This window comes from Psychrobacillus sp. NPDC093200 (genome assembly GCF_050280345.1).
Classification (GTDB): domain Bacteria; phylum Bacillota; class Bacilli; order Bacillales_A; family Planococcaceae; genus Psychrobacillus; species Psychrobacillus faecigallinarum.
In genome coordinates this window covers 588954-608979 of sequence record NZ_JBNNVC010000002.1, presented here as the reverse complement: position 1 = coordinate 608979, position 20026 = coordinate 588954, and the positions used below count along the sequence as shown (strand labels likewise).

The 20026-nt window shown below is 34.4% G+C and carries 17 protein-coding genes and 1 pseudogene; 4 read left to right on the top strand and 14 right to left on the bottom strand.

Features of this window, described 5'->3' with window-relative positions:
* Window positions 1-161 precede the first annotated feature (161 nt).
* Both ACQKNZ_RS10670 and ACQKNZ_RS10665 read left to right on the top strand, forming a co-directional pair.
* Window positions 162-782 carry a zinc transporter family protein gene (locus ACQKNZ_RS10670; protein WP_144536136.1) on the top strand — a complete coding sequence of 207 codons (621 nt, stop codon included), beginning with the start codon at window positions 162-164 and terminating at the stop codon, window positions 780-782.
* 63 nt (window positions 783-845) lie between these two features.
* Window positions 846-1337, top strand: coding sequence for an SRPBCC family protein (locus tag ACQKNZ_RS10665; RefSeq protein ID WP_427659608.1), 492 nt, complete (start codon window positions 846-848; stop codon window positions 1335-1337).
* A 102-nt stretch (window positions 1338-1439) separates the two neighbouring features.
* Here ACQKNZ_RS10665 and ACQKNZ_RS10660 read toward each other — a convergent pair whose 3' ends face one another.
* The 8 genes from ACQKNZ_RS10660 to ACQKNZ_RS10625 all read right to left on the bottom strand — a co-directional run bounded on the left by ACQKNZ_RS10660 (window position 1440) and on the right by ACQKNZ_RS10625 (window position 9195).
* On the bottom strand, window positions 1440-1859 hold the full coding sequence (locus ACQKNZ_RS10660; RefSeq protein WP_144536132.1) for a hypothetical protein: 420 nt from the start codon (window positions 1857-1859) through the stop codon (window positions 1440-1442).
* A gap of 22 nt (window positions 1860-1881) precedes the next feature.
* Window positions 1882-2292 carry a hypothetical protein gene (locus ACQKNZ_RS10655; RefSeq protein WP_144536130.1) on the bottom strand — a complete coding sequence of 137 codons (411 nt, stop codon included), beginning with the start codon at window positions 2290-2292 and terminating at the stop codon, window positions 1882-1884.
* 239 nt (window positions 2293-2531) lie between these two features.
* Window positions 2532-3461 carry an N-acetylmuramic acid 6-phosphate etherase gene (gene murQ, locus ACQKNZ_RS10650; RefSeq protein WP_427659605.1) on the bottom strand — a complete coding sequence of 310 codons (930 nt, stop codon included), beginning with the start codon at window positions 3459-3461 and terminating at the stop codon, window positions 2532-2534.
* Window positions 3462-3532: 71 nt separating this feature from the next.
* Window positions 3533-4360 (bottom strand): carbohydrate ABC transporter permease, encoded by an 828-nt coding sequence (locus ACQKNZ_RS10645; protein ID WP_144536128.1) that lies wholly within the window; start codon window positions 4358-4360, stop codon window positions 3533-3535.
* A 14-nt stretch (window positions 4361-4374) separates the two neighbouring features.
* Window positions 4375-5316, bottom strand: a complete 942-nt coding sequence (locus ACQKNZ_RS10640) for a carbohydrate ABC transporter permease (RefSeq protein WP_427659602.1) — start codon at window positions 5314-5316, stop codon at window positions 4375-4377.
* A gap of 20 nt (window positions 5317-5336) precedes the next feature.
* Complete coding sequence (locus ACQKNZ_RS10635; protein ID WP_144536124.1) at window positions 5337-6650, bottom strand: extracellular solute-binding protein; 1314 nt, start codon at window positions 6648-6650, stop codon at window positions 5337-5339.
* On the bottom strand, window positions 6634-7683 hold the full coding sequence (locus tag ACQKNZ_RS10630; protein ID WP_340863239.1) for a serine hydrolase domain-containing protein: 1050 nt from the start codon (window positions 7681-7683) through the stop codon (window positions 6634-6636). The genes ACQKNZ_RS10635 and ACQKNZ_RS10630 overlap by 17 nt, the downstream gene beginning before the upstream one ends.
* A 282-nt stretch (window positions 7684-7965) precedes the next feature.
* Window positions 7966-9195, bottom strand: a complete 1230-nt coding sequence (locus ACQKNZ_RS10625) for an MDR family MFS transporter (RefSeq protein ID WP_427659599.1) — start codon at window positions 9193-9195, stop codon at window positions 7966-7968.
* Between the two features lie 97 nt (window positions 9196-9292).
* Here ACQKNZ_RS10625 and ACQKNZ_RS10620 point away from each other — a divergent pair, with 97 nt between their 5' ends.
* Window positions 9293-10930 (top strand): ABC transporter substrate-binding protein, encoded by a 1638-nt coding sequence (locus ACQKNZ_RS10620; RefSeq protein WP_427659597.1) that lies wholly within the window; start codon window positions 9293-9295, stop codon window positions 10928-10930.
* Window positions 10931-11163: 233 nt separating this feature from the next.
* On the opposite strand, the gene ACQKNZ_RS10615 is transcribed toward ACQKNZ_RS10620, so the two are convergent.
* A complete protein-coding gene (locus ACQKNZ_RS10615; RefSeq protein WP_427659595.1) occupies window positions 11164-13161 on the bottom strand; it encodes an ABC1 kinase family protein in 1998 nt (665 codons plus the stop codon).
* Between the two features lie 262 nt (window positions 13162-13423).
* Between ACQKNZ_RS10615 and ACQKNZ_RS10610 the strand changes: the two are divergent.
* Window positions 13424-14285, top strand: a pseudogene (locus ACQKNZ_RS10610) (manganese catalase family protein).
* A gap of 59 nt (window positions 14286-14344) precedes the next feature.
* Here the strand turns inward: ACQKNZ_RS10610 and ACQKNZ_RS10605 are convergent.
* The 5 genes from ACQKNZ_RS10605 to ACQKNZ_RS10585 form a co-directional block, all read right to left on the bottom strand.
* Window positions 14345-15169 carry an aminoglycoside adenylyltransferase domain-containing protein gene (locus ACQKNZ_RS10605; protein ID WP_427659593.1) on the bottom strand — a complete coding sequence of 275 codons (825 nt, stop codon included), beginning with the start codon at window positions 15167-15169 and terminating at the stop codon, window positions 14345-14347.
* On the bottom strand, window positions 15156-15533 hold the full coding sequence (locus tag ACQKNZ_RS10600) for a cupin (protein ID WP_427659591.1): 378 nt from the start codon (window positions 15531-15533) through the stop codon (window positions 15156-15158). The genes ACQKNZ_RS10605 and ACQKNZ_RS10600 overlap by 14 nt, the downstream gene beginning before the upstream one ends.
* Before the next feature lie 182 nt (window positions 15534-15715).
* Window positions 15716-16099 carry a hypothetical protein gene (locus ACQKNZ_RS10595; protein ID WP_427659589.1) on the bottom strand — a complete coding sequence of 128 codons (384 nt, stop codon included), beginning with the start codon at window positions 16097-16099 and terminating at the stop codon, window positions 15716-15718.
* A gap of 181 nt (window positions 16100-16280) precedes the next feature.
* Window positions 16281-16673, bottom strand: a complete 393-nt coding sequence (locus tag ACQKNZ_RS10590) for a hypothetical protein (protein ID WP_427659587.1) — start codon at window positions 16671-16673, stop codon at window positions 16281-16283.
* 1214 nt (window positions 16674-17887) lie between these two features.
* Entirely contained in the window at window positions 17888-19501 is a 1614-nt protein-coding gene (locus ACQKNZ_RS10585; RefSeq protein ID WP_427659585.1) for a glycosyltransferase family 4 protein, read from the bottom strand.
* Between the last annotated feature and the right edge of the window lie 525 nt (window positions 19502-20026).

Genomic DNA, 20026 nt, shown 5'->3' with positions numbered 1-20026 from the left:
GATTTTGTCCCTTGTCAGAAAGTAACCTTTATTCAGGATATTAAATTCTTTAAGCAATTTAACTCTCCTTCTGCTCGCTAACGAACATACATATAATTTTAATATAGCCTTATATAAGCTCATTTCATTATGTTATCAAACTTAAACGAAAGAGGTAAAATATGATATTTGTCTTTATGGGTATACTTTTATTTATTAGTCTTGTCAGTGGAGGAACCATTGCTCTTTTAGCATATGAAATGTTCCATCAGAAGTTTAATAGAGCATTAGGGTTATTGTGTGGATTATTATTGGTCGGTCTATTAGTTTTTGAGATTATTCCAGAATCCCTTGAATCCTATGAAAAACTAAGTTTGCTTCTAGGATTTATCATTGGTTATTTCTTTTATAGCCTAACGGTTCTTCACTCACATAACGAAAAGAAGCATGTGAGCTCTATGACTCCATTGATTTTCGGACTATTTTTACATACTATTCCTTTAAGCCTAACTCTTGGTTCGTTGCTTAACAATCAAATGTTTCCAATCGCGATTACTACTTCTACCATCTTACACCATATTCCAGAGGGCTTTGCACTCACTAGTCTTTTCTTACTCCGTAAAAAGAAACTAATGTCTTTATTAGTTTGTTTCCTCTCCCTATCCGTCTGTTCTATATTCTTCATGTGGATCGGAAAGGACATTTTCATAGCTCCGAGAATACAAGGGGTATTGATAGGAATTTCTATTTGTTTAATTGGTCTAACAAGTTGGAAAGAATTTATTTTCCCATCAAACAAATAATATTATTAACTATTCAGTATAGTTAAAATGATATTAAAATATAAAAGATTAGGAGGTTCGAAAATGAAGAATGATACGGAGATAGTTCAAATAAAAAAAGACTTACATGTAGAATCTTCTATAGACATTGTATGGAATGCATGGATGAATAATAATATTGTATCTCAATGGTTCGCTCCAACTGCCATTATAGATCCTTGTATAGGTGGGAAGTATGAACTTTATTTTATACCTGGAAATCTCAAGCAAATGAATACAAAGGGATGCAAAATAATCGATCTAGTTGAAAGGCAAAAACTAATGTTTACGTGGAAGGCTCCCGATTCATTTGCTGAAATCATGAATGTGGAAGACAACCTGACTATTATTGAAATTACATTAGAAGAAAATGAAACAAATTTAACAAAGATAAATCTTATTCATAGCGGATATTCTAAAACAGAAGATTGGAATGAGGCTTTATATTGGCATGATAATGTTCTAAGCAGTTTAAAATCAGAGCTTGAAAAAAGAAACGGTAATCTTTGCTGCGAACCACTCGAGGAAAAGAATTGAGTATAAAGAGACATTTAAACTACTATTTTGCCAAGTATAACAACATACGTATATAAAATTATCAGGATTTGGATGACAGTGTACAATGCTAAGTAACTGTAGTTAATGACCATCATCTTCAGGAACGGTACTAAACACAAGACTATTATCATTCCTGACGGTTATGTAATTTTCAAGCTGATGTACCCATCCATCCTCTCCTCTAACCCCTCTCCCTGCTAAGATAAAGCTATCCGGATTAATGGTCTTTACAGAAAACTCCAATCTATATACATCTTCAGAAGAATCAGTTGTATAACTTAGCTCCAAATTATCCAGAGTAAATTCATTTATAATTTCATCACTTTTCAAAATTTCTTTTGCCGTTTCTGTAATTCTTTCTCTTAATTCATCTTCTTCTGATCCACCTCTTAAAAAGAAAAACCAAAAAGGAACAGCAATAATTACGAAAAAACATAGCATCAATAAAGTTAATTTTAACATTACTATTTTTTGATAGGGAGTGGTTGATATTAACTTCATGGGCATGCTTCTCCTTTCCTTGCTAATGGTCTTCCGATGGATTAGAACTAAAAACTAATGTCTCACTATCCTTGACTGTCACATAATTGACACGTTCGTGTATCCAACCATTCTCCCCCTTTACCCCTCCTCCAGTTAATATGAAATTTGCTGGATCTATCGGTTTAATGGAGAATGTAAGTATATACACCTCTTCTGATTCATTGTTTCTATGACTTTGTTTAATATTATCAATCGTGAAATCCGTTATATTAGGATCTTTCTCTAATATGGATATAGCAGCTAATTTGATGCTCTCCGATAAATCGACAGAACTCTGAGTGTCTTCTTTTTTCATCAACCAAACAATGCTTAAAACAATAACAAAAACAAGGACTATTAAAAAAATACCATATCCTCTTTTAGAGGACGGTGTTCTAGAAATCAGTTTCATCTATTTACACATCCTTCTGAAGAATAATTACCACGCTACTTATATATACGATTAATGTCGATAAAACATTCGCTACGCTAATACTTGGGATTTCATAAATAACAAAAACCTCCCTAAGAAAAGGGAGGTATAAAAGTTCTATAGTATATTAAAGTTGTTAGCTATGATTATATGAATATAGAAAAAGTTAATGATTTATCCCTAGAAATTCTATCTGTTTTTTGTTTGTTTGAAATGGGCTACTCTTCCGCTCCACCTTCAATAATCGCTAACCTTACTTTACCGTTTGCCTTTTGAAGCAATATTGTAGCTTCTTGTGCACTTGTCTTGGTTAATATCATAATAATAGCTTGTTTAACATTATATTCGGTTTCTTCTAATGCTAGCTCGGCTTCTTCATATGTAAAACCTGTGGCCTCACAAACAATTTTTTTTGCCCTTTCTTGAAGCTTATGATTACTCGCACGTACATCCACCATGAGGTTTTTGTATACTTTCCCGAGCCTTATCATAGCTACAGTAGAAATCATATTTAGCACCATTTTATGTGCTGTCGCTGCCTTTAGTCTAGTTGAGCCTGTCAAAATCTCGGGACCTGTATCGACTTCGATTGCAACATCTGCATACGTGCTAATCAAAGATTCAGTATTACTAGTTAAACTAATTGTTTTTGCACCAATTGATTGGGCATAAGAAAGTCCACCTGCTACATATGGAGTTCTCCCACTAGCTGCGATCCCAATAACAACATCATTAGAACTAAATTTCCTATTCATTAAGTCTGCTATTCCTAAATCAAAGTTATCCTCTGCCCCCTCTACTGCAACCATGACTGCATCTAAACCTCCAGCTAATACAGCCTGAACCATATTTGGATCAGTATTAAACGTTGGAGGGCATTCAACCGCGTCAAGCAAGCCTAATCGGCCACTAGTTCCAGCTCCCATATAAAATAGTCTTCCTTGGGCAGTGAGCTTTTCATATACTATCTCTATCGCACTTTCTATTTTTGGTAAGATCCTTGTTATTGCATTCGCTACTTTTTGATCCTCTTCATTCATTATGTGAAGAATTTCAGTGACAGACATCATGTCTAATTCCGTTGTTTTAGGGTTATGTCGCTCTGTTGATAATTTCTCCAATTGAATCATTAATGTCAAACCTTCCATTGATTTTACATTTATTCAACCAATATATTTATTTGCATTTCTGGAGTTTGTACAAACACTCACTAATCAAATTACTTCACTGCTCCCGCCGTTAATCCTTCCATAAACTGCTTAGATGCTATTAAGAATAGAACCATCATTGGTAAGGATGCTAGAGTCAGACCAGCAAACAATGAGCCCCAATCAGCAGAATGCTCACCAAAAAGAGAGAGCATACCAACAGGAATTGTCATCTTTGCTTTCTCCGTTATAAAAATAAGCGGGAAGAAGAAGTCATTCCAAGAAGCGATGAAGTTAATAATGACAACAGTTCCTAATGCAGGTCTCATGAGAGGAAGAAGGACATGCCATAGAGTGCGTAGGTTGCCTGCCCCATCAATTCTAGCAGCCTCCTCTAACTCCAAAGGCAAAGTCCTGAAAAAGCCAGTTAATATAAGCATCGTAATAGGGGTACCGGTTGCTATATTCATAAAGATTAAGGACCACAAGGAGTTAATTAGACCAAGATCACGCATTAATATAAATAATGGTACAATTCCTAGTTTTATTGGTATCATCATGCCCAATAAAAATAAAAAGAAAATTGCATTGTTCCAGCTAAAATTGAAACGGGCGATATAAAAAGCAGCTAATGAACAAAAAATCACCACTAGTACTACAGAGGTGACACTTACAATAACACTGTTTATAAAATACTGATCAAAAGGTATTTTACTTAAGAGTGTTCTATAAGTATCTAAGCTGAAGCTCGTAGGTAGTCCTAAAGGATTCTTAAATATTTCTGCACTCGATTTGAAGGAGGAAAGAAACATTAAAAAGATTGGATACAAACTTATCGTGGCAACAGCAAACATAATTACATAATAGATTGGCCTAATCCAAATTGAATTTTTCTCCATACTTTTTCACCCTCTTACATTTGGACTTCTTTTTTATTCATAAACTTCAAGAAAATCATTGTACATATTAATATGAAGAAAAACAAAACAGTCGCAAGGGCTGAACCTAGACCAATTGCAGTAGAACTAGAAGCTGTAGAACTACCAAAGGCTAACCTATAAAAGAAAACAGCCAGTGTATCTGTTGAATAATACGGCTCACCCATCGAGCCCTGCATAGCATATATCAGCTCAAATGCCTCAAATGATTGGATAAAAGTTAAGACCGTCATGATGAAGATAGAAGGAATCATCAATGGAATGAATATTTTTCTTAACATCGTAAAGCCTTTTGCTCCATCTAGCTTGGCAGCTTCAATCAATTCCCCTGGGATATTTTGAAAACCAGCTAAAAATATGAGAACTCCAAAACCCAAACCAAACCAACAGTTTACTAAAATAATAGAGATTAAAGCAGTTTCTTGTTCACCTAGCCAAGCTCTTTGCAGATTTTCTAATCCAAGCTTTCCCAATATAAGATTTAAAGTTCCGAAATTTGGGTTTAATATTAACTTCCATAAGAAACCTACAACGATTACAGATAGCAACCGTGGTAAGAAAAAGGCAACCTTAAAAAATTCTGCTCCCTTTACTTTTTTGTAGATGATAAAAGCTAATAAAAACGCTAATCCATTCATTACAACCATTTGAATACAAAAGTAAAGTACATTATGTGAAAAAGCGTTCCAGAACATAGAACCATAAGGCTCCGTAGTAAATAGAGTGACAAAATTGTCTAAGCCAACAAAAGCATCTCTAGAAAACCCCTTAAAGGAGAAAAAGCTGTAGGATAATGCAGCCAGTATAGGATAAAGTACAAACATCCCATAAATGATTAATATAGGGATAGGAAAAAGGTGTATAGTCCACCCTTTTCCCTTCTTTGATCGTTTTATTGGAGCTGTTTTTTCTGACATTTATCACAGCCTCCTTTTTATTATTGGAAAGGTGTAAACCAAGATTCAGCACTTTTCTGTACCTTATCCGCTACTTCCTCAGGTGTTACTTGACCTAAATACATTCCTTGAAGTTCAGTTTCTAAAACAGTTTTTGTCGTTGGATCTCCACCGGCAAAATTGATAACCCAGTAATATGGTGTCGATTTGGATTCCACCTCTTTACTTAACTCACTAAGAAGTTCATTTTCAGAGCTAATTCCGGGAATCGCGCTAATCATATTAAATTCTTTAACAAATAGCTCTCCAAATTCCTTAGTTGTTAGAAATTGTAGGAACTCTTTAGCAGCATCTTTGTTTTTAGAATTAGCATTAATAGCAAAGGAACCATCTACCCACGAAGTTACTGTTTGATTTCCTTCTTTAGAAGGCATTGCAAAATAACCGTAATCCAAATCTCCATTTAAATCGTTTATGACAGGTATTTCCCAACTACCAAGCGGAAACATTGCTGCTTGTTCCATTGCGAACAATGTTCGAATATCGTCCATACCTAAGCCCTCAGAGTTTGCTGGGAAATATTTCTTTAAATCATTCATTGCTTTGATTGACTCTATAAATGAAGGGTCAGCAAAATCTGTTTCTCCTTTTACAAGTTTATCTGCAAACGAATTACCATCCATAACTCCTGCCCCTAAGATTCCATGTGTTAATGATAGTAACCAGCCTTCTTTAGTACCCATAGCAATTGGGGTTACTCCTGCTTTTAGAAGTTTTTCATTGACCGCTATGAACTCATCCCAAGTTGTTGGAACTTCAATTCCTTGTTCAGCAAATATTTTTTTGTTATAAAAAAATTGAGTAGAGCTAATGTTTAATGGCACACCATATTGCTCTCCGTCTGTTCCTCGAGAGGCTGCCAAGAATTCCTCCGAGTATTGATTTAACCCTTCTAAGCCAGTAATCGGCTCAACGAATCCAGCATCCACTAGCTTTAAACCAGCACCATATGGACGCAAGTGAAAAATATCCGGACCTTCTCCAGCTTGTAAAGCAGTATTTAAAACTGTATTATATTCCGTATTTTTAGTGGGACTGAATTCTACTTTTATTTCTGGATGCGTTTCGTTAAAAAGAGCAATTACTTTTTCATACTTAGAAACATCTTCGGTTCTCCAACTGCCAATGGTCAAATTTATTGTTTCCTTTTCTGCTGATGTAGTTATCTTATCTCCACCATTTTCAGAGCCTGTTGATGAAGAATCATTATCTTTGTCATCTGCGCAAGCAGCCATGACAAAAGTTAATAACATGATTGTAAGGACTAAGAGTCCATTTTTAATCCATTGTTTCATTTTTATACGCCCCTTTTTTGATATACATGTCGTAAACGCTTTTATGAATTGCCTGCCTAAATTCCTTCTTTGGCGCATCCCTCCCGTAATGGATAGCATTAGTTAGTAATACTACAAACAGTTCCTCCTTTGGATCCATCCATACCGAGGTTCCAGTAAAACCTGTATGCCCGAACGAACCTCTGGACCAACTGCTATTAATGGTTACTTCTGTATCTATACCATTCCATACTTCAAATCCTAAGCCTCTGTGCTTAAAAGTGTTTTGATGGCAATTTTGTAACCAAACAGGATCAAACACAGATTGCTCTGAAATATTCAACCAAAACTGTGCATAGTGGACGAGGTCGTCTAGACATGAAAATAATCCAGCACTACCAGAAACTCCATTTAACAAAAATGCTTTTTCATCATGGACCACACCTTGAATAAAGCAATCATTTATCTTTTCAGTAGTTGCTATTAGATTTCTTATCTCTCCCTTAGGATTAAATATTGTTTGATGCATTCCCATTGGTGTTAGAACTTCCTTTGCTACGAATGTATCGAAAACTTCTCCAGAAACCTCCTCAATAATTTTCCCTAACAAAATCATCCCTAAATCACTATAAACAACTTCTTTTTCTGGCTTAAAAAGTGGAACAACTGTTAGTATCTCTTCTAAAATTTTTCTATTTTCATCCCTTTGAACAGGTGGAGATAAATCTGCTGGTAGTCCACTATTATGATATAGAAGGTGTTCAATATTAATATCTGAATAACGAAATTGGGAAATATATTTTTGAACAGGATCCTTTAAAGATAATTGTTTTCTTTCTAATAACACTAGGAATGCAGGAAGCGTTGCAACCACCTTGGTCAATGAAGCGATGTCAAAGAGAGTACTAAAAGTAACAGGTTGTCTTTCGTTATTTCTTGTGATAAAAGAACCGAAGCTATCCCTATAGAGAATTTTCTTATGACGCTGAACATGGATAACTCCACCTGGGATTTTTTCTTCCTCAATATACTTCTGTATAATTTCCCTTAGCATAAAACCTCCCCCTTATCACAAAATTTTCAGATAATTCACATTTATAGTATATAAAATAAAATTATAAGAAACAATGAAAATTTTAAAATATTATTTTAATCAATTTATTTATACTTATTTTTTAAAACAATAAAGAGATAGTGATGAGATCTAATGATTTTCTGATTCAATCATCCAGTTGGAGAGTCTACTTTTCTGTAACACATATACCGAAAAACCTCACACTTTCAAAGGTGTGAGGTTTTCTTAGAAGGATATAGAACAAATACATTTTAAAATTATTTAAACAACTATAGCTAGTTTTCTCCGAAACAAACCTGCATATAACAAACCGATTCCTATCATTAATATTATTCCTATGTATACAGACATCATAGTTGGTACTAAATAAGCCCCTATTATGATTGTTGAACGAGCAATTAGCTCTGCTCCGCTAAAAGAGAAATTGGAAAACGCCGAGTACGATCCTCTTTTATCCGCTGGAATCATATTTGCTTGCTCTGCATTTCTAACAGGAGAATAGATTAATTCACCGACCGTAGCTATAAAGTTAAAGAGTAGAAGTATATACCATGTGTTAGCAGATGTAATGGTGATGTATCCTACGCTATAGAAAGCTAGACCTATAAGCAGAACATGCCTGTTGCTGAAACGATCAGTAATTTTATTTATAAAAAATGTTAAACAAACAACTAAAAGCATGTTTTCAATATTTAGCAGACTTAACATTCGAACTCCTGCAAGCTCGAACTCTCCTATATTAACCGCCTTAAAAGTTTCCGCTAACCGAACTCCTATATAACTGTTTAATGAAAATTCAGCAGCAAAAATAAACATGGAACCTACAACTACCTGAACAAATGGTTTATCCTTAAAAGCAATTTTATAATTATGTATTAAATCAACAAAAACATTCTGATGCTGCTTTTCCAAAAGCTTATTATGTCCGTTAATTAACCAGATTTTATATGCTATCGGAAGGCATAAAGAAGTGAATGATAATAACATAAACAATTCAATCTGGTGGTTTAAATATAGTAATCCCCCTAATGCTGCCCCAATAGCCATAGACAAATTAGTTAACCAATAATCTAACGCATATACCTCTTTACGATTGTCAGGAGTAGTTGAATCAATGACTAATGCATGCATAGCAGGCCTTCCTAAGCTGCTTGTAATAATATATATAGTATATGCAGCTGCAAACAGCCAAATGATATTCGATTTTGGCAACAAGCTAACTGTCATACAAACAAACATACATCCACTTAAAAATGAAGTGATTACTAATAAACCCTTCCTTGGTAGACGGTCTGAAATGTATCCTCCAATAAGACTGATAAGAAAACTAACTCCTACTGTGCCTATTAAAAATAAACCGGCCCATACTTTGCTCATCTCTTGTGCAAAGAACAATGCCATAAAAGGCATGACAGCAGATGAAACAGCTCTGTTAAAAAAAGATGTAATTAATCGAACTTTAATATTTTGTGGGTAGTTTTTCCATTTCATATTGTACACCTCCTTTGTATTTAGTATATTAAACTAGACTTTTGAATTTAAAAATGGACATTTTTTTATAAGTTGTCCACTTAATGAGGTGTTTTACATGGATCGTTCATTGCTAACCCTTTGGAACACTGTCCCTTCAGGTAAGATTAAGCAAGAAGAGATTGCAAATATAATAGGTTTCAGCACTAAGCAAACAAAGAGGTATATACAGAAGTGGTGCTCTGAGGGCTGGATGAAGTTCATCTCTGGAAAAGGTAGAGGAAATTCTTCACAATTAATGTGGTTAAAGGATGTCGAAGCTTGCTTTGAGGAGCAAGTCATGCTTATTTTAGAAATTGAAAGCGCAGAAATAAGTAGTAAATACTTAATGTATGATTGGTCAACAGAGTGTCGACAAAGATTGATGAAAAAGTTTCAAAACAAACTTGGCTTTGTACAGCAAATGGACGATAAGCTCATTGTTCCAAGAAAAAACCCGTTTCTTACACTTCATCCGTTAAAATCTGCTGACGCACATAGTGCCAATATGGTCGCTACGATTTATAATCGTCTAGTTTCTGTGGATGAAAGCGGCATAGTTTCTCCAGAACTTTGTCACAGTTGGGATATTACAGACACCAAACTTCGACTTTACCTAAAGAAAGATATCTCCTTTCACGACGGCTCTATTCTCACCGCAGAAGATGTCGTATTATGTCTTCGCAAACTAAAAAACAATATACAATTTTCGGTATTATGTAAGCCAATTGAAAAAATAGAAGCTGTTGCTCCATTAATAGTAGATATCTCTTATCCAACAGGTTGTAGTTACTGCCTACAGCTTTTAGGAAGTATGAATGCAAGTATTTATAAGGAGCATTTGGATTTTATTTATGGTACGGGATGTTACTATGTAGAAGAAAATAATCCAACAATCACTACATTAGTAGTCTTTAAAGATTACTATGGGGAAAGGCCTCTTTTAGATAAAATTGAATTTGTTCAAGTGCCAGTAGATTTTGAGAACGTTTATCGCACATCATCTGCTCAACAAACTTATTTTCCAATTAAAAGTGACTCGGGCTTTGGAATTGTATTGATGAATCCACATTTAGATATTGAAATACGGCACTATCTTCATTACATAATTTCCAAATACAGAAATGAAATAAATACTGCCGATGAGAGGCTATTACCCAATGAAGAAGGTTGCTTAATTGGAATAAGTAAAAAATATCGTTTAAACAATATACCTCGTCCTGAGTTTAAGAGACCTATAATACTGAAATTAATAGATTATACAAACAAACCTACTCTTTGGTTAAAAGGCATTCTTACAAAGAATGGTGTTCCAGTAGAGATTAAAACAGTTTCCTTTGAGGACAATCTTATGAATAGGGACTCAAATAATGACGTAGATTTATACATACATGGGGAAATATTTGAAATGAATCAAAGTTATTCTTTTTTTCATTTTCTTCTTAATGGATATTCTCCTATAGCCAATGTCTTACGAAAACAAGATAAATATCAATGTGTATTAAGAAAGTACGCTAATACCCCTTTTGAAGAATGGACTTCCTTGCACAAAAAAATTGATCGGATGTTAATAGAGGATTCTTTAGCATGTCCTTTATATTATTCAAAAAGACAAATTCCTTTTTCTTCTGATTTAATGAACATAAATATAAAGCATTTCGGGTATGTTGATTTTTCAAAGCTATGGGTCAAGCCAGACATACAATTTAAATCATGATATGTGCTCATAAAATTGTCCATGGTGAAGATGCTTGCTATTAATGATCAATTTGAAAAAGATCCCCAGTTGGAGATGGCAGGCTACCTATTATGATATGAAACGTCCAATAGATGAGTAACACGCATGAAAGTCACGGGAATTTGTTTCACCACCTTCTAAAATGAGAAAGTACCTTGAGACTTGGTAGTCTCAAGGTACTTTGTAGACGTTCGGAGTATAATCCATTCAAATTAATGTCGTTTCATCAATCTAATTGCTTGTATGGAGAGACGTACAAGCAATACTGCGCATAGAAATAATCCAACAAAAGCAGCAGTATTTAAATATACAGCATATGCAGTTTCTATAAACTGAGCAATTGCTAGTAATGAAACAGAAATTATTCCAAAAGTAATCCCGACAAACAATAGAATAAATCGAGAAAAGAGGTGAGTTACAAATTGAGCATTATTCTTATCTGAAAAAATATCATGATGTAAAATAATTTTTCCACTTTCCACTTTTTGGACAAGCTTATCAACTCGTCTTGGTATTTTTCGCATTGCTGGTAGCAATAAGGCGAACTCTTCTTCTATTCTTTCCTTTGTAACTTTTGGTTCCTTAAATGGCTTTTTTAACAGAGAAGTCAAATAATCCGACGAATATTCTTTTGCTTCTGCAAAAATATCAAATTTAGGTTGGATTAGCTTAAGCGTGCCCTCTAAAGTTATAATTGAACGCATAGCAATTCCTACGGAAGGATAAAACGATAAGCCAAATTCTCTAACTAGCTTAAAGAACGCTTGAATTAGCTCATCCGTTGGTATTCGTTCTACATATGAAATTCGAAGAAGGATTTGAGACAAAGCCTGTTCCATTTTTACTCTATCAATGTGATCATGGTCTTCTACAAGCAATGTTACTGCATCATAAAGCATATTAGCGTCATTATGCTGAATACCCATTAAAAAAATCTTCATTCCTTCTTGCTGAGGCTCTGCCAGTCTTCCTACTGCGCCAAAATCTAACAAAATCGGGAGTCCATCTGTTTTATCAATAAAGATATTTCCCGGATGTGGATCAGCGTGAAAAATTCCAGAATAAAGCATTTGATCGAAAAATGAGTAGAGAACCGTTTGAGCAAACTCCTCCCGATCTATATTTAGTTTTTGAAACAACGAGTCGCCATTTGCTACACTCTGCCCGTAAGCATGCTCAAAAATAATGATGTTTTTATTGCTCAAATCGGTGTAAACATAAGGTATTTTCACCTCATACTTACTGTTTTTTAGGGCATTTTTGACTTGAACTGCATTCCGTTTTTCTATTTCAAAATTCACTTCTTCTTTAAGGTTATCCGCAAATCCTAGTGCTAGCTCACATAGGCCCAATCTTTCTGCCCAAGAGGATTTGTCTGTTAACCAACGAACAAACTCTAATAAAATATTTAAATCATCCCTAATCATTGACTTGACATCGGGACGTAATAATTTGACAACAACCTGTTGATTGTTTTCTTTCAGTACCGCTTTATGTACTTGACCAATTGAAGCGGAAGCCAAAGGAATCATATCAAAATATGAAAATATATCTTCCATACTACATGGCAACGATTTATCTAAAATCTTTTTTACTTCTGATTCATGTAATGGCTCCACATTTTGCTGAAGCTTTTCCAGCTCTCTTATAAATACAGGAGAAAACAAGTCTTTACGAGTTGAAAGTACCTGACCAAACTTTATGAAAATACCTCCGGCTTGCTCTAGTGTATCGCGAAAGGCGATTGCCATTTCATAATCGTTATCTCTATGCTTGGTATATTTCAAAGCTCTAGAAATCCCATTCTTAGCAGCTATTTGAATTACTTGTCGCATTCTTTTTTGACCTCTCCATTGACTTCTTAGCCTTAAAAGAAAAGGTCTTTGTCGCATAGTACTTGATTTTCGTTCCCCATTATCCATCGGTCCAAATAATTCAAAGAATAAGTACAATAGCATAGAAATCAAAAGCATACTACCTATCCATATTATAGTGCTGACGTCCATAAATGAATAAACGAAATCCTCGGAAAGAAAGTCAATATTCCTTAAATAGGCATACCAGTAAACAAAAAAGGTAAACACAATGCTAATAAAAACAGAAAGGATTCTTTTCATAAAATTGATTTGGGAACCCATCAGCTTTCCACTTACATAGTAAATAAATAAAGATATCAAAATTATTTGTACAATTAACTTTGCATATATCAAAAAAGTATCCCCCTATCTTTTTTATCTCAGTTCAATATATATACATTCCCCTCTTCTACTTATTATTAATCTCTTTCACAAGCACTTTTTAGTACGATTAAGTATTTCAATTTTTTGAAGACAATATAATTTTTTGTTAACTAAATCATATTTCCCTTTAAATTCATTAAGACTTTTAGATTATTTATTTTATTGAAAGTTTTATAGATAAATTCATGGGTAAAATTTAAAAATTGTCTATAAATTTCTAAAGGAGGATTCTATATATGTCTTTAACAAAAAAGAATTGAGCTTTCATGCGGTACCGGACAATCCAGATCCAGTATTAGCAAAACACCAACAAGAAATTATTGGTGGTCAATTTGGAGAGATGAGTGTTGCTATGCAGTATCTTTTCCAATGCTGGAATACAAGAGGAAACGAAAAATATAAAGACTTACTCATGGATACAGGAACAGAAGAACTTGGTCACATTGAAATGATAGCTACAATGGTGGCAAGACTTTTAGAAGGCGCACCAGTCACAGAACAGGAAAAAGGCGCAGTTAACCCAGTAAAAGGTGCAATTATGGGAGGTTATGAGTCCAAAGGATGTATTAGTAGAGGGTATGAATCCTCAGCACGCAATCGTCTCGGGCTTAGGTGCTATGCCTGTGAACTCAGTTGGAGTGCCATGGAATGCTGGTTATATTGTAGCAAGTGGTAACTTATTAGCAGATATGCGACATAACATGATGGCTGATTCAGAAGGGCGTTTACAAGTAGCTCGTCTTTATAGCATGACAGATGATAAAGGAGTTAGAGATATGCTGTCCTTCCTTTTAGCTCGAGATACAATGCACCAAAATCAAGGGCTAGCAGCTATAAAAGACTTAGAAGCAACACAAGGTGGAGTTATTTGTCCCACAACAATTCCCCCTGAGTGGGAAGCAACCGAATTTTCTCATACTCTATATAATCATTCGGAAGGAGAAGACAGTGCCGAATTGCCGTGGTTAGAGGGCAATGCTCCTGATGGACACCCTTTCTCCTAAGACCAAGGTAAAGCATTCGGTGAAAAACCAGTTCTTAGTCCTGCCCCTCCCTCATTGCACAATACTTTGCCTGCGGAAGATATGAAGTAAACTAAATTATACTGCAAACAAACGCAAGCCCCGTATAGTTTGTTTACAGTAATTTTTAATTAGCTATTTTTTAATTGTTGTGCCTCTTCAATTCCGAATTGAAAATTTTGAGTTAGTAAATCATTTACTTCTCTAGCTATTAACTCTTTAAATTCGACTAGCTGTTGACTTTGAAAGTTTGATTCGGATATTTTTCCTGTATATATGTTAATAGCTTGGCATACTAACGTTTTATGCTCTTCTGGTAAACTGTTGGCTCCCCATTGACCAGCCTCCAATTTAGAGCATATTGTACTCTCCTTTAAATAACGATAAACTCTTAGCATATTTAATATGGAATAAACAGGATCTATCTCTAAATCATTTAAACAATCCTTATAGTCTTGTAAAATTGCTGATGTATAGTGAATAGTGGGTACAGTTGGAAACACTGCTTTTATGGGTTCACCTCTAAGGCATATTCCTTTATAAGTAACAATGGTTATATGTGCAGCTAAATCAGCATCTACTTTTTCTCCTAATAACCATTTTTCACTACATTCTTCGTATCTTTCCCTCCAATATTCACTAAAATGATAATCATAGGATGGAGGATAGTCCCAGTTTTCTAGCTGGCTTCTATTCATAAAACTAATTTCAATTGGATAAGGATTATTTGAAATCTTTAAAAATAACTCAGTCAACGATAATTTCTCTTGGAATGACAATGCTTTTTTGGTTACCACCAAAATATCTATGTCACTCCTTGATGGATTAAAACCACCTATTGCCAGAGAGCCATGTAAGTAATAACCAACATTATTTTCGTCAACTATTTTCTGTATTTGGCCAATCACCTGTCTTATAAATGCTTTAATATTTTCTGAAGCATTAGCCCAAATCATTTTTACTTCCCCCTTTCATTGGCATATATATTTCTGGTTGGAGTCCTTCTGCCTCTATGACCATTGCTGCTAAATAAGTATCAGTTGTGGTTTCATGCCCCTCCCCCTTTTCCCAGAACACTGCATCGCCAGCTCTTATTTCAACCTTCGTTTGATTCGTACCAGATACCCTACCCTCTCCATTAACAATCAGTAGTAGCTGAGGAACAACTGCATCATGATATCCAATGACTCCTTTTTCCTCCAAATGCATACAGCCTATTACCGTTTCACTTTCTATTTTAGCGATCCGTGACATGATAAAATTCGAATTAAAGTGGTTAATCTTATGTCCAACCTGTTGATCAAAACGAAAAATTTTCATTAGACAACCCTCCATAGCCTATTTAAATTCGACTATAAAAGCAGATATAGCTTCTATTTATTAATATAGAAGCTATGATAAAGGTAAAGGTGGATTTAAAAATGCTATAAATAATGAGCTGGAAATGTACCTCCATGCTCATTACATTTTGCACCCATCAAATTAATACAAGTCTCTTAAGATTATTTAAAATTACTTGGAATTTTAACGAGAACATAATTTTTAGTCCACATTTGAGTGGTGGCAATTAATCTTTTTTCGTCTTTTTCAAAGAACAGGCCAGCACCATCTTTCCCCTTAAATTCCCATCCGGTTGAACCTATCATTTGTATTATATTTTCATCCGCAATCGAAATACCTTGGTTCTCACTACTTGTGATATACCAAATAGAATTGGCTTCTACGGCAATTTCAGCTATCTTACTATCCGATTCTTTTAGTAGTTCAATCGCTTGTTTTGCAGATAAATCATCTATCGGAAGAGAAGGATAATATAATTTATTTATAAATACGAACACTGCAATAACGGCTATAAATAAACCTAAAATAATTCCAATTTTTACCAATTAATTACCTCCCAATTAATGAAGTCGACTATAGAATCCTACGTACCCTTAGATTTGCTTACCTGCTCCTTTAGATTAATAAGAAAAAAGATTTACTCCTTCTTGAATTAAAGCACCCGTATATTTTTTAAGAACAGCTACTCTAATTCCACAACCTCACCCAATTGCTGAACGATTAATTTCATTTAATCCTCCCTTTCCCTCTAACCTGATATTCTTTTTGATTGCTAATTTGAATTAACTCATAAGCATAATCATAATCTTTATCTTTTCTAAAAGATCTCGCACTTATCATATACTCTTCATCTACTTTAATAAGGTTGTAAACCATTGCATCCTCAATAAAAATTTTATTACGTCGATTATCTTTTTCATCAGAATTGTTGTACCCAATAATCCACATTTCCGTATATTCTCCTGGTTTTGTGTAATCGTGTTTACTTTCAACTTTAAAAAGAACCATACCAATACTTTTGTTCTTTTCGGAATTGGAACTAGAAAAAAAGAAGAAGTACGACATTACAATTATCATAATAGCAATAATTCCAATCAAAACTTTCTTATTAGTAAACACTTTCAATTCCCTCCTAGAGTTAAACAAGAACATACTTCAACTAACCTGCAACGTTAGTAAATAAACTCCTTAATTTCTATAATTCTATTAAGTTGGCAATAATCCTTTTATTATTACTATTTATAGAGGGAATGGAATAGTTACTATCAGAAGCCTAGTCACTTGAAGCTTATAAACGAATAGAGGACTTTTATCCGAAACTTTGAAGACCAACCACTTACAGTCTTTACTACTAATTGATTATTTTAAAGATGTAACGATGGATTTTATTTGGTATTATCCATCCGCGATCGTTAGAAAAAAGCCGATTGAATTCATCCATGTTTAATTCTAGTCTCAAAATGTCCTGCTCTGTGTCAAATACTGCCATATAGTCTCTTAACCTATAAACCTCTTTAGGTACTATGCCTAATCCTTTAATAAGTGCCTCTGGTGTATCGCATTTTTCTCTTTCTCTAGAAGGAAAAGCTAACGTAAACAGATTGCCTTCCTTAGATACTTCTAAAAGTCCACTTTTTGTAGTAAATTTTATATTCTTTGGCTATGTTAAAGGTGAAGGTTGATTTAAGACACAAAAAAATGAGCTGGAAATCTTTCTCCAAGCTCATTTTACTTTGATGTTGTTTTTTACTAAGCACCCGTTAGCCATCCATGTAGCGCAAAATCAGCGCTACATCACAGAGGATGAAAATTGTTGCAGAGTGGGTATAGATTAGTATGGCTGGCGAAGAAGGTCGATGAACTATGGTGCCATTGACCCATCCGTTAGTCTGACTCCAACGACCACGGTGCATCACTGACTGTCGCACTTCATAAGAGTAGCACTCATGAGAGATTAATCCTACTTTGGTTACTGCACCAGCCTTGCCTTTATTATAAGAAGAATGGAGTTGATTCCTGATTTAACTTTCAACTTAATATAACCACTCTAAAGGCTCAGACTTTTTTAAAAAAGCTTTTTCTGAGTCTCTTTTGTTATGCAATTTTGTTGATTTTGAGTGTTTTTTAATTTTCATGGGAGTTCAAGAAGGAGGATCCCAATCATCAATTACTTCTTTAACAATTTGGTTCTTCTCACCTTTAGACTATAAGCATGTCAGATTTAAACAGTAGACATTCTTTAAAATTAAAGCGTCTAAAATCCTCTTTCTATTAAAGTAATTAGCAAATAAAAAATTAAAGTAATCACCAAAAAACATTAAACTAGATGTATCCTAAATCAATTTACGCATATATTCTTCAATTTTCAATATAGAATCTTCATATCGCAGTGACAATGCGGTCTTTCTTCCCTTTTCACTTAGAACTTTCCGTAGTTCTTTATCTTTTAATAGTCTTTCTAAATGATTAGCAAATTGTTCAGTGTCCCCTGGATCAGCTAATAGACAATTATACTCGGATACAGCATAATCCCTTACTCCTCCACAATCTGACGCGATGACAGGTGTTCCACATGACATAGCTTCTAAAGGAGGCATGCCGAATCCCTCATACTTTGATGTGAATAAAAGTATGTCGGCTTCTTGATAACATTGAATGAGCACTTCTTGGTTAGGATGTACAATCGTTTCGATTGGAAAAGTCGCATGAACAGATGGTGGTGATTGGCACACCCACTTCACATGAAAACGCAGTCCTCGACCCCAAGCTATTTGTAAAGCATTAATTGCATCATTAAAAGATTTAAAATGCAAATGTGGATTGCCAACTAATAACACGGTAAGTAACTCTTTATCTTCATTTTTCTCAATAGGTTTATATACATTGACATCTAATCCAATCGGGATGACTTCGGATGTTATGTCGAATCGAGCCATTAAAGCACGAGATACAAACTTCGAGATACTTGCAATAGGGATACCTGACGTGTAACATGACTGCAGATATGATTTAATACTATTAAAATTGTTGTAATCTGGAACATCCCCAAACAACAGCTCATGTCCTTGTTCATAATAGAATACAGGTGTATTAATATCTTTTAATTCTAATAGCTGTGGAAACCAGCCTGCTACTACAACATCACAATCCTCCACATATTTTTTAAAAGTCTCAAAAGGTGGAATAATCACTTCACGATCCGCTTCTACATCAGTCCATGACGGCAATGCACGCTGCCCTTCCATTCCTCTAAAGAAGGCTGTAACATTGTGCCCTCTATTTTTAAGCATTTCCATTTGTGCCAATAACATTTTAAGTCCACCAGTTAAATTTTGATGTGGTAACAGATAGCCTATTTTCATAGGTTTTTCCTTCATTTTAGAAGACGGCATCCTTTTGGTAGGATAAAATCTAAATATGTTGGCTCCATTATTGCCAACCTTGACTTGACTAAATTGAAAATCAAAATCAACAAAATCTACTATATTCCATCGACTTTTATGCGTCTCGAGAATATTTCCTAAGTACTCTCCTTGTGGTGCAGGCATAATTGGAGTGGATACAATTAAAGATTTATTAGTAACTTTCAATAATTCTTCAATTAAACGTAATCCCTCTATTTTACCAAAATGCTCTAACACATCAATTAATAAAAGTGTGTCATATTTCTGTTCTAGGGTAGGTAACACAGAAAAAATATTTCCATAGTACATTTTATTATATACATAATCATGGATTGGATTTCTATACCCTTCAAAACCTTCTATACCATCCAGTTGCAGATGCCAGGTTTCCTTATCATAGCGCTCGTATGGTATGTCAATGGTTTCACGCAGTAGTACACCATACTTACCAAATCCCACACCTATATCGAGGATCGATTGAGGACCATCCATATGAACTAAATCAATAATTGCAGGAACTGCTTGATACCAACTTGTCGGCATATTTACACCTCTTCTTTTGTTGAAAAGCATAATTTTTGGCTTCGCAAAATCTCGGAGCCCTTTAAAACGGGCAATAGTCTCTTATCTTCTTCATCATTTATGGTCATACAAAACTAGTTGTGAGCATCTTACACCTCCACATGGTCTACATCTATATGTATGTTTCCAAAACTTGTCTCGTGAATAAACTATCGTCTTTTTTAGATGACCTACTTCCAATATAATCGTTTTAAACTGTCGAATTTTCAAAACCTGAAAATACTCTTCCAATTGTTCGATCAAAAAGTCGTTTTAAATTAATACAAATAAATTTAGTTCCATATTAATCTCTAAATTTATCTCTAATCACAATACAATAGAAAGTAAACATATTAAAAATGAAACTATTCTCATCCATGGCAGATTTTTTTATTTCTAATTAATAGTTGTAGAGTTTTTTCTAATTTCTTTCAAACAAGAATACCTATCACACTCTAGATTTAATTTCGACTTTAATCTCCAAAGTCCTATCGAATGATAGTCCCA

Excerpts from the sequence above, each read along its gene's own strand:
- ACQKNZ_RS10630 (WP_340863239.1), bottom strand. The coding sequence starts at position 7,683 with ATGCTAAGGGAAATTATACAGAAGTATATTGAGGAAGAAAAAATCCCA.
- ACQKNZ_RS10665 (WP_427659608.1), top strand. The coding sequence starts at position 846 with ATGAAGAATGATACGGAGATAGTTCAAATAAAAAAAGACTTACATGTA.
- ACQKNZ_RS10640 (WP_427659602.1), bottom strand. The coding sequence starts at position 5,316 with ATGTCAGAAAAAACAGCTCCAATAAAACGATCAAAGAAGGGAAAAGGG.
- ACQKNZ_RS10605 (WP_427659593.1), bottom strand. The coding sequence starts at position 15,169 with ATGATTTGGGCTAATGCTTCAGAAAATATTAAAGCATTTATAAGACAG.
- ACQKNZ_RS10620 (WP_427659597.1), top strand. The coding sequence starts at position 9,293 with ATGGATCGTTCATTGCTAACCCTTTGGAACACTGTCCCTTCAGGTAAG.
- ACQKNZ_RS10645 (WP_144536128.1), bottom strand. The coding sequence starts at position 4,360 with ATGGAGAAAAATTCAATTTGGATTAGGCCAATCTATTATGTAATTATG.
- ACQKNZ_RS10635 (WP_144536124.1), bottom strand. The coding sequence starts at position 6,650 with ATGAAACAATGGATTAAAAATGGACTCTTAGTCCTTACAATCATGTTA.
- ACQKNZ_RS10625 (WP_427659599.1), bottom strand. The coding sequence starts at position 9,195 with ATGAAATGGAAAAACTACCCACAAAATATTAAAGTTCGATTAATTACA.
- murQ (WP_427659605.1), bottom strand. The coding sequence starts at position 3,461 with ATGGAAGGTTTGACATTAATGATTCAATTGGAGAAATTATCAACAGAG.
- ACQKNZ_RS10660 (WP_144536132.1), bottom strand. The coding sequence starts at position 1,859 with ATGAAGTTAATATCAACCACTCCCTATCAAAAAATAGTAATGTTAAAA.
- ACQKNZ_RS10670 (WP_144536136.1), top strand. The coding sequence starts at position 162 with ATGATATTTGTCTTTATGGGTATACTTTTATTTATTAGTCTTGTCAGT.
- ACQKNZ_RS10600 (WP_427659591.1), bottom strand. The coding sequence starts at position 15,533 with ATGAAAATTTTTCGTTTTGATCAACAGGTTGGACATAAGATTAACCAC.
- ACQKNZ_RS10655 (WP_144536130.1), bottom strand. The coding sequence starts at position 2,292 with ATGAAACTGATTTCTAGAACACCGTCCTCTAAAAGAGGATATGGTATT.
- ACQKNZ_RS10585 (WP_427659585.1), bottom strand. The coding sequence starts at position 19,501 with ATGCCGACAAGTTGGTATCAAGCAGTTCCTGCAATTATTGATTTAGTT.